A 10,074-nucleotide genomic window follows, 5' to 3' on the forward strand; every position below is an offset into this window, starting at 1 on the left:
ACGAATGGGGCATCCGCGTAGACGGCTGCAGCCCGGTCGGCTCCTCGGTCGCGCGCGGCGGCGCCACCAACGGCCCGGCCGCCGTCTACGCGCTCACCAAATACATCGACTGGCTGAAGAAATACGCTCCGCCCGAGGCCCAGGGCATGACCTTCAGCGAGGCCGGCCCGGTGCCGGCGCAGGGCAACATCGCCCAGCAGATCTTCTGGTACACCGCCTTCACCGCCGACATGGCCAAGCCGGGCCTGCCGGTGGTCAACGAGGACGGCACGCCGAAATGGCGCATGGCGCCCTCGCCGCACGGCCCGTACTGGGAAGAGGGCATGAAGCTCGGCTACCAGGACGTGGGCTCGTGGACCCTGCTCGACTCGACCCCGGTCGACCGCCGCAAGGCCGCCTGGCTCTACGCCCAGTTTACGGTCGCCAAAACCGCCTCGCTGAAGAAGACCATGGTCGGCCTGACGCCGATCCGCGAATCCGACCTGCACACCCCGGCCATGGACGAGATGGCGCCGAAGCTGGGCGGGCTGGTCGAGTTCTACCGCAGCCCGGCCCGCGTCGCCTGGTCGCCGACCGGCACCAACGTGCCCGACTACCCGAAGCTGGCGCAGCTGTGGTGGCAGAACGTCGCCGAGGCGGTCACCGGCGAGCGGGCCCCGCAGGAGGCCATGGACAACCTGGCCGCGGCCCAGGACCAGGTGATGGCCCGGCTCGAGCGGGCCGGCGTCCAGGGCGAGTGCGGCCCGAAGCTGAACGAGGAACAGGACGCCCAGTACTGGTTCGACCAGCCCGGCGCCCCGAAGCCGAAGCTGGACAACGAGAAGCCCCAGGGCGAGACGGTGGCCTACGACGCGCTGCTCAAGGCCTGGCAGGAAGGCCGGGTCCGCTAAGCGGCACGACGCTTCCCTCCACACTTCCGGGGTGGCGCATCGCGCCACCCCGACTTCTTCACGTGAGGAGTGCCCGATGCCCGCCAAGTCCCACATCCTCGCCATAGACCAGGGCACGACCTCGACCCGCGCGATCGTGTTCGACCGGGAGGCCGCCATCCGCGGCATCGCGCGGCGCGAGTTCCGCCAGCACTACCCCGCCGACGGCTGGGTCGAGCACGACCCCGAGGACATCTGGCGCGACACGCTCGCGGTCGCGAAGGAAGCCCTCGCCGAGGCCGGCATCGGGGCCGACCGCGTCGCCGCGATCGGCATCACGAACCAGCGCGAGACCACGGTGGTGTGGGACCGCGCGACCGGCGAGCCGATCCACCGCGCGATCGTCTGGCAGGACCGGCGCACCGCGCCGATGTGCCGCGACATGGCCGCGGCCGGCGCCGAGATCGAGATCCGCGCGCGCACCGGGCTGGTGGTCGACGCCTATTTCTCCGCCTCCAAGATCGCCTGGCTGCTGGACACCGTCCCGGACGCGCGCGCGCGCGCCGAGCGGGGCGAACTCGCCTTCGGGACGATCGACTGCTTCCTGCTGTGGCGGCTGACCGGCGGCCGCGTCCATGCGACCGACGCGACGAACGCCTCGCGCACGCTGCTGTTCAACATCCACACCCAGGACTGGGACGACGAGTTGCTGCGGCTGTGGCGCATCCCGCGCCGGATGCTGCCGGCGGTCACCGACAACAGCACCGAGTTCGGCATCGTCGACGCAGCACTGCTGGGTGCGCCGATCCCGATCACCGGCATGGCCGGGGACCAGCAGGCCGCCACCGTCGGCCAGGCCTGCTTCGAGCCGGGCATGGTCAAGGCGACCTACGGCACCGGCTGCTTCGCGCTGCTGAACACCGGCGAGCACGCGGTGGACTCGCCGAGCCGGCTGCTGACGACCGTCGCCTACCGGCTGGGCGGTCGGCCGACCTACGCGCTGGAAGGCGCGATCTTCGTCGCCGGGGCGGCGGTGAAGTGGTTGCGCGATGGGCTTGGCATCATCACCCACGCCTCGCAGACCGACGACCTCGCGACCCGGGTCCCGGACAGCCACGGGGTGTACCTGGTGCCGGCCTTCGTCGGGCTGGGCGCCCCCCACTGGGACCCGGACGCCCGCGCGGCGATCCTGGGCCTGACGCTCGACGCCGGCCCGGCGCATGTCGCGCGCGCGGCGCTGGAGGCGGTCGCCTACCAGACGCGCGACCTGCAGGAGGCGATGGTGTCGGACGGCGGCGACCGGCCGCGGTCGCTGCGGGTCGACGGCGGCATGGTCGCCAACGACTGGCTGTGCCAGTTCCTGGCCGACATGCTGGCGGTGCCGGTCGAACGGCCGGCGGTGATCGAGACGACGGCGCTGGGCGCGGCCTGCCTGGCCGGGCTCCATGTCGGGCTGTTCTCCGACCTGGGCGCGATCTCGGCCGCCTGGACGCGCGAAAGGCTGTTCGAGCCGCGCATGGACGAGGCCGTGCGCGCCCGCCTGCATGCCGGCTGGCGGGACGCCGTCGCCCGCATCCGCAGCACGCGGGCGGCACCGTGACCGGCATGCGGCCCGCCCTGCCGGCGGCGGACGAGTTCGCCGGCCGGCGCGTGCTGGTGACCGGCAGCAGCCGCGGCATCGGCGCCGAGGTCGCGCGCGCCTTCGCCGGGCTGGGCGCGTCGGTGGTGCTGCACGGCCACGCCCGCGCGGCGGAGGCGCGCGACCTCGCCGAGCGGCTGAGGGCGGACGGGCTCTCCGCCCACGCGGTCGAGGGCGACTTCGCGGACCGGCGCCAGGTCGAGGCGGTGGTCGACCGGGCGGCGGAGTTGCTGGGCGGGCTCGACGTGCTGGTCAACAATGCCGGCACGATGCTGGGCCGGATGCCGCTGGAGCGCGTCGACGACGCCTTCCTCGACCGGTCCTTCGACCTCAACATGCGTTCGGTCGTCGTCGCCTGCCGCCGGGCGCTGCCGGCGCTGCGCGCCTCGAAGGGCGCGATCGTCAACACCTCGTCGATCTCGGCGCGCACCGGCGGCAGCCCGGGCTCGTCGCTGTACAGCGCCGCCAAGGCGTTCGTGTCGACCTTCACCCGCTCGCTCGCGGCCGAGCTGGCGGCGGACGGCATCCGGGTCAACGCGGTCGCGCCGGGCACGATCGGGACCGACTTCCACGCCCGCTACTCCACGCCCGAGAAGCTGGCGGCGACCGCCGCGCGCATCCCGCTCGGCCGGATCGGCACGGCCGAGGACTGCGTCGGCGCCTATCTGTTCCTCGCTTCGCCCCGGCTCGCCGGCTACGTCACCGGGCAGGTGATCGACGTCAACGGCGGCCAGTTCATGGGATGAGAGTACCCCCGGAGCACCTCGGCGCTCCCCCTTCGTCATCAGCCCCCTGACCGCACCGCTCCGGTAGCCATAAGCGCGCGCTCTTTGGGACAGCGGGAATTCCGCGTGCCTCCGTTGCGTGTTTTACTACCGGAACGGTGCCCACCGGATACCCGGCGGTGCCAGCAGCCGGAGATCTTCAATGATTTCGGTGGTAATGCCGTCGTACAACTCCGCCCCGTTCGTGACGGAAGCGATCCAGAGCGTTCTGGACCAGACCTTCCCGTATTTCGAGCTGCTGGTCTGCGACGACGGCTCGCAGGACGGCACGCAGGACATCGTGGCGGCTTTCGCGCGGCGCGACGGCCGGGTCCGCCTTCTGCAGCATTCCTTCCGCAGCGTCAGCCTCAACTGCAACGCGGCCGTCGAGCAGGCGCGGTTCCCCTGGATCGCGCGCCTGGACGCCGACGACCTGATGGTGCCGGAGCGCCTGGAATGGCAGATCCGCGCGGCCGGGCGGGCGCCGGAGGTCGTGCTGTGGGGCGGCTATGCCCACCTGATCAACCGCCGCGGCAAGGTGTTGCGCACCGCCCGGAGCGGCCCGACCACGCAGGCGGAGTACCAGCGGCTCCGCCGGACCGGCGAGATGATCGTGGTCCAGGGGCCGAGCGTGACGTTCCGGCGCGACCTGTTCCTGGCGCTGGGCGGCTACGACCGGCGCTTCGATTCCGCGGAGGACCTGGAGTTCCTGAGCCGGATCGCGGAGCACGGGCCGGTGCGCGTGCTGCCGCGCGCCGTCACCCATTACCGCATCCACGGGGCGAGCATCACCGCCGGCCGCGCCGCCCGCCAGCACCGCCTGTTCCGCTACATCGAGGCACGCAACCACGCGAGGCTGGACGGACGCAGGGAGGAGAGCCTCGAAGTTTTCCTGGTCCGCCTCGATGCCGCCCCTCCCACCGACTGGGTGGTGGATCATGTCAGGGAGATGTCGCTCCAGCATTACCGGAACGCGAGCGTGCACGCGGCGGAGGGGCGGATCGCCCATGCGGCGCTGGCGGCGGGGCTGGCCGTGCTGCTCGGCCCCCGCATCAGCCTGGGCAGGATCGCCGGTAGGGTGTCGCGGGCGATCCTGCGCCGCTGCCGGGACATCGCGGCGCGCCTGCGCGGCTTGGCGGGAGAGGCGCCGACGCTGAAGATCGGGGAGTAGCCGGCCCCTACTCCGCCGCGGCCGCCACCACCGGACGCGCCTCCGCCGCGAACTCCGGGCGGCCGGCGAGCCGCTCGGGCAGCGGGCCGCCGGTCGCCCAGTCCAGCAGTTCGACCGTGTGGACGATCGGGATCGCGGTGCCGGATGCGATCTGGGTGATGCAGCCGACATTGCCGGTCGCGACCGCCGCCGGGACGACACTCTCGATGTTCGCCACCTTGCGGTCGCGCAGGTCGCGGGCGATCGCCGGCTGGAGCAGGTTGTAGGTCCCGGCCGAGCCGCAGCACAGATGGCCTTCGGGCACCTCGCGCACCTCGAAGCCGGCCGCCGCCAGCAATGCCCGCGGCTGGGTGCGGACGCGCTGGCCGTGCTGCATCGAGCAGGCGGAGTGATAGGCGATCGGCTGGCCCGTCGCGACCACCGGCGCGGCGAGGCCGAGATCGGCCATCACCTCGGTGACGTCCTTCGCGAGCGCCGACACCCGCGCGGCCTTGGCGGCCCAGGCCGCGTCCTCGCGGAACATGTGGCCGTAGTCCTTCACCGTGGTGCCGCAGCCGGACGCGTTGATCACGATCGCGTCCAGGCCCGCGCCGTCGATCTCCCGGGTCCAGGCCCGGATGTTGGCGAGCGCCATCGCGTGCGCCGGGTCGCGGCGCCCCATGTGGTGGGTCAGCGCGCCGCAGCACCCGGCGCCGCGCGCGACCACGACCTCGGCGCCGTGGCGCGTCAGCAGGCGGATCGTCGCCTCGTTGATCGCGGTGTCGACGACCTGCTGCGCGCAGCCCGTCAGCAGCGCCACGCGGGCGCGCCGCGTCCCCTCGGCCGGGAACACCTGCGGCCGGTCGACCGGGCTCGGCCCCGGCACGCGGCGGGGCGCCAGTTCGACCATGGTCCGCAGGCGGTCGGGCAGCAGGCGTGCGAACGGCCGCGCCGCCGCCGCGCCGATCAGCGACAGGCGGAACAGCCAGGGCCGCGGCAGCACCGCGGCGAGCAGCGCGCGCTGCAGCCGCTCGCCGGGCGGACGCCGGTAGGTCTTCTCGACATGGACGCGCGCATGGTCGACGAGGTGCATGTAGTCCACGCCCGAAGGACAGGTCGTCATGCACGACAGGCAGGACAGGCAGCGGTCGATGTGCTTGGCCACCTTGTCGGAAGCAGGCCGGTCGTTCTCCAGCATGTCCTTGATCAGGTAGATGCGCCCGCGCGGGCTGTCCAGCTCGTCGCCGAGCAGGACATAGGTCGGGCACGTGGCCGTGCAGAAGCCGCAATGCACGCAGGCGCGCAGGATCTTCTCGGACTCGCGGGTGTCGGCATCGGCGAGCTGTGCCAGGGAAAAGCTGGTCTGCATTGTCGCCCTATCTCATCTCGTCACACCCCCGCCCACATGCGGCCGGGGTTGAGGATACGCTTGGGATCGAAGCCGGCCTTGACGCGCGCGGACAATGCCGCCAGCGCCGCCGGCTGGGGATGGAACACCGCGACCGAGGCGCGTAGCGTCTCCGGCGCCCGCAGCAGGGTCGCATGCCCGTCGTTCGGGCCGGCCGCGCCGCGGACCGCGCCGGCGCCGGCATCCTCGCCCGCCGCCGCGAGCGCCACCCAGAGCAGCCCGCCGCCCCAGTCGTAGAACCACTCGGCGTCGAGCCGGGCGGCGATCTCCGCGGCCACCCGCGGCCCCTGCGAGGGCGGGACGGACAGGCGCCAGACGATGCGCTCGGGCCGGCGGGTGAAGGCGGCGGCGTCCCGGACCTCGCGCCAGAACGCGGCCGACGCCTCGTCGTCGAGCTCGACGGCCGGAGCCAGGCCGCCAAGCTCGGCGACGAGGCGGCCGGCCCGGTAGTCGACCGACGGGCCGAACCCTTCGATGCGCACCGCCGTGACCGCGGCCCCGGCCGCGGCGACGGCGGGCACTCCGGAGGCCGCGGCCACCGGTGCGGGCAGATGGGCCGCGCCGGCGGCTTCGAACGAGCCCTGGAGTGCGCGCGTCAGCGCCGCCACCCCGGCCGCATCGTCGAGGCCGAGCAGCAACACCGTGCGCGTGCGCTCGGGAGCCGGCAGGACCTTGACCGTCACTTCGGTCAGGGCCGAGATCGTACCGTGGGAGCCCGCGAGCAGCTTGCAGAGGTCGTAGCCCGTCACGTTCTTGACGACGCGCCCGCCCGCCTTGTACCGCTCGGCCCGCCCCGACACCGCCTCGAAGCCCAGGAGGTGGTCGCGGGCGGCGCCGGCCTTGATGCGGCGCGGGCCGGACAGGTTGCAGGCGATGGCGCCGCCGACGGTCTGGCGGCCGGGCTCGGCGCCGAACAGCGGGCCCCAGTCCGCCGGCTCGAAGGCGAGCTGCTGGCGCCGGTCGGCCAGCAGCGCCTCGACCTCGGCCAGCGGCGTGCCGGCGCGCACCGTCAGCACCAGCTCCTCCGGCTCGTAGGAGACGATGCCGGAGAGCGCCGACAGGTCGAGCGTGTGGGTCGCCTGGAACGGGCGGCCGAGCCCGCGCTTGGTTCCGTTGCCGACCAGCTCCAGCGGCTGCTCCTCGGCGACCGCCCAGCGCAGCGCGTCGAGCACCTCGCCCGCGTCGCGGGGTTCGAGCGTCTCCATCCTGACCCCCGTATCAGAAGCGCGGAATGTCCGGGAACGGCACCTGGCCGCGGTGGACGTGCATGCGGCCGAGCTCGGCGCAGCGGTGGAGCTGCGGGAACATCTTGCCGGGATTGAGCAGGCCTTCCGGGTCGAAGGCGCATTTGACGCGCTGCTGCTGCGCCAGGTCCGTCTCGGTGAACTGGTGCACCATCAGGTCGCGCTTCTCGACCCCGACGCCATGTTCGCCGGTCAGCACGCCGCCGACTTCGACGCAGAGCTTCAGGATGTCGGCCCCGAAAGCCTCCGCCTTCTCCAGCTCGCCCGGCCGGTTGGCGTCGTACAGGATCAACGGATGCAGGTTGCCGTCGCCGGCATGGAAGACGTTGGCGACGCCGAGCCCGTAGTGGCGCGACATCTCGGTCATGCGCGACAGAACCAGCGGCAGCGCCTTGCGCGGGATCGTGCCGTCCATGCAGAGATAGTCGGGGCTGATGCGCCCGACCGCGGGGAACGCGGCCTTGCGCCCGGCCCAGAAGGCTAGGCGCTCCTCCTCCGAGGTGCTGACGCGCAGGCTGACCGCGCCTTGCGCCTCGGCGATGCGGGCGACCTCGCCGATCAGGTGGTCGACCTCCGCCTCCGGCCCGTCGAGTTCGACGATCAGCAGCGCCTCGACGTCGAGCGGGTAGCCGACATTGACGAAGGCTTCGGCGGCGTGGATCGCCGGGCGGTCCATCATCTCCATCCCGCCGGGAATGATGCCGGCGGCGATGATCGCGGCGACGCAGTCGCCGCCCCGCTCGCTGGAGGGGAAGCCGATCAGTACCGCGCGCGCGGTCTCGGGCTTCTTCAGGATGCGCACCGTCACCTCGGTCACGACGCCAAGCAGCCCTTCGGAACCGGTGAGCAGGCCGAGCAGGTCGTAGCCCTCGCTGTCGAGATGCCGGCCGCCGAGCCGCAGCACCTCCCCCTCCATGGTCACGAACTCGACGCCCAGCAGGTTGTTGGTCGTCAGCCCGTATTTCAGGCAGTGGACGCCGCCCGAATTCTCCGCGACGTTGCCGCCGATCGTGCAGGCGATCTGGCTCGACGGGTCGGGCGCGTAGTAGAAGCCGCGATGGGCCACGGCGGCGGTGATGCCGAGATTGGTCACGCCCGGCTGGACGCGGGCGCAGCGGTCGTCCCAGTCGATCGAGAGCACGCGGTTGAACTTGCTCATGCCGAGCACGATGCCGTCGGCAAGCGGCAGGGCGCCGCCCGACAGCGAGGTCCCGGCGCCGCGCGGCACGACCTTGACCCCGACCTCGTGGCAGTAGCGCAGCACGGCGGCGACCTGAGCGGTGTCGGTCGGCAGGACGACCGCCATCGGCACCTGTCGGTAGGCGGTAAGGGCGTCGGTCTCGTAGGGGCGCAGCTCGTCGGCGTCCGCGATCACGCCCTCGCCGGGGACGATGGCGCGCAGCGCGTCGACGATCTCGACGCGGCGCGCCAGCACGGACGCGTCCGGGGTGGGCATCCTCATGCCGAATCCTCCTCGAGTCCCGAACCGGCGGACGAGCGCCCGCCGATGGGACCGTCGCGCCGGATTGGGCCAAGTGGTATCACCACTTGGCCGGACATGGCAACCGCGGACGGGCGGAAAGCAAAACCGCGCCGGAAGGCGCGGTCCAAACCCCTGGAACGTACCGGCACCGCCCCTCGGGGCGGCGGTGCCGGAAGGCCTTCAGCCCTGGCGTGCCTTGAAGCGGGGGTTCTGCTTGTTGATGACGTAGACGCGGCCCTTGCGGCGGATCACGCGGCAAGCCTTGTGCCGGGTCTTCATCGACTTGAGCGAGTTGACGATCTTCATCGGAGTCGGGTCCTGAAAGGCGCTGGCATACGAGGCGCGGAACATAGGGAACCGGCGGAGCGCTGTCAACCGTGAGGTCGCGGCCGGCAGGGCGAATGCGATGGCCTCGTCCGAGCCCTGGCGCGGCGAGGCGCTTCAAGAACCACCTCACCGGCCGACGCACTCCCCGAAGCCGAGTATCCGGCCGACATGCCTCAGGAGTTCGACCGGCCGGACCGGCTTGCGCATGTACGAGACGAGATCGGCAGGAGGGACCAGCGCGACCATCTCCTCCGGTTCGATGTCCGCCACGCCGCTGATCAGGATGATCCTGATCAGCGGATCGAGTGCCCGTATCCGCGCCGCCGCCTCGACGCCGGTGATCCCGGGAGGCATCCGGTAGTCCAGGATGGCCGCGGCGAACGGCGAACAAGACGCGAGCGAGCATTGGACGGCGGCGACGGACTGCTCGCCGCTGGACACGCCCACGACGTCGATGCCGTCTGGCCCGGACGCCTGCGAAGGATCGCCTTCGCCGGTCCGGGAAAAATCCCCCAATGCCGCACGATAGGAATCGACGTCCCCGAGCACGGCGGCATACGCGTCGAGGATGGCCTGGCTGTCGTCGGCGACCAGCAGCCTGATGCGCTTCACCGGCATCTCCGGAAGGCGGCTGCTCATGCCGCCCGCAGGGTCACGGTGAAGGTCGCGCCGCGGCCCAGCCCCGCGCTGTCAGCCCGCAGGTTGCCGTCCATGGCGGAAATCACGTTGGCGCACCAATGCAGGCCTATGCCCCCCGACGACGCCCGCTTGGTGCTGTACCCGCGCTCGAACAGGTGTTGGAGGGCATCGGAGGCGATGCCGATGCCGCCGTCACGGACGCTGATGCGAACCCATCGGATGCCGTCGGCGGTCACGCTCTCGGCGCCGATCGCGATCTCGCCGCGACCGGTGGCGGACATGGCGATGGCTTCGCATGCGTTCACGATCAGGTTCCCGATGACCTGCTTCAGGATCACGGGATGGGCCTGGACGTCGGGCACGTCGCCGAGGCCGGCGGAGATGCGCGGCACGATGTCCGGATGACCGGTGCCCATGAAGACCTTCACGGCATCCTCGACGACGCTCCCGACGCAGGTCGGGATCAGATGCCGGCCGTACCTCGAGAAGACGTGATGGTCCTGAAGCGTCTGATCGACGTCCATGATCTGCGCCTCCAGCAGGTCCAGGGT

The 10,074-nt window shown here is 71.9% G+C and carries 10 protein-coding genes; 4 read left to right on the top strand and 6 right to left on the bottom strand.

What is annotated here, in order from left to right; translation table 11 throughout:
* The 4 genes from VGO20_RS20565 to VGO20_RS20580 form a co-directional block, all read left to right on the top strand.
* Positions 1–890: ABC transporter substrate-binding protein (locus VGO20_RS20565; RefSeq protein ID WP_327504253.1), on the top strand; the 890-nt coding region annotated here is incomplete at its 5' end.
* Positions 891–966: 76 nt separating this feature from the next.
* Positions 967–2,469 carry a glycerol kinase GlpK gene (gene glpK / locus VGO20_RS20570; RefSeq protein ID WP_327504254.1) on the top strand — a complete coding sequence of 501 codons (1,503 nt, stop codon included), beginning with the start codon at positions 967–969 and terminating at the stop codon, positions 2,467–2,469.
* 5 nt (positions 2,470–2,474) lie between these two features.
* Positions 2,475–3,254, top strand: a complete 780-nt coding sequence (locus VGO20_RS20575; protein ID WP_327504261.1) for an SDR family NAD(P)-dependent oxidoreductase — start codon at positions 2,475–2,477, stop codon at positions 3,252–3,254.
* Positions 3,255–3,435: 181 nt separating this feature from the next.
* Positions 3,436–4,443 (top strand): glycosyltransferase family 2 protein, encoded by a 1,008-nt coding sequence (locus VGO20_RS20580; RefSeq protein WP_327504255.1) that lies wholly within the window; start codon positions 3,436–3,438, stop codon positions 4,441–4,443.
* A gap of 7 nt (positions 4,444–4,450) precedes the next feature.
* Here VGO20_RS20580 and glcF read toward each other — a convergent pair whose 3' ends face one another.
* The 6 genes from glcF to VGO20_RS20610 all read right to left on the bottom strand — a co-directional run.
* Positions 4,451–5,791, bottom strand: coding sequence for a glycolate oxidase subunit GlcF (gene glcF, locus VGO20_RS20585; protein WP_327504256.1), 1,341 nt, complete (start codon positions 5,789–5,791; stop codon positions 4,451–4,453).
* 20 nt (positions 5,792–5,811) lie between these two features.
* Complete coding sequence (glcE, locus tag VGO20_RS20590; protein WP_327504257.1) at positions 5,812–7,035, bottom strand: glycolate oxidase subunit GlcE; 1,224 nt, start codon at positions 7,033–7,035, stop codon at positions 5,812–5,814.
* Between the two features lie 13 nt (positions 7,036–7,048).
* Positions 7,049–8,536, bottom strand: coding sequence for an FAD-linked oxidase C-terminal domain-containing protein (locus VGO20_RS20595; protein WP_327504258.1), 1,488 nt, complete (start codon positions 8,534–8,536; stop codon positions 7,049–7,051).
* A gap of 201 nt (positions 8,537–8,737) precedes the next feature.
* Positions 8,738–8,863: a type B 50S ribosomal protein L36 gene (ykgO, locus tag VGO20_RS20600; RefSeq protein ID WP_012973122.1), complete on the bottom strand. Its 126-nt coding sequence runs from the start codon at positions 8,861–8,863 to the stop codon at positions 8,738–8,740.
* A 147-nt stretch (positions 8,864–9,010) separates the two neighbouring features.
* A complete protein-coding gene (locus tag VGO20_RS20605) occupies positions 9,011–9,496 on the bottom strand; it encodes a response regulator (RefSeq protein WP_327504259.1) in 486 nt (161 codons plus the stop codon).
* 23 nt (positions 9,497–9,519) lie between these two features.
* Positions 9,520–10,074: sensor histidine kinase (locus VGO20_RS20610; RefSeq protein ID WP_327504260.1), on the bottom strand; the 555-nt coding region annotated here is incomplete at its 5' end.

It is taken from the genome of Arenibaculum sp. (assembly GCF_035998295.1).
Classification (GTDB): Bacteria; Pseudomonadota; Alphaproteobacteria; order Azospirillales; family Azospirillaceae; genus DASYHS01.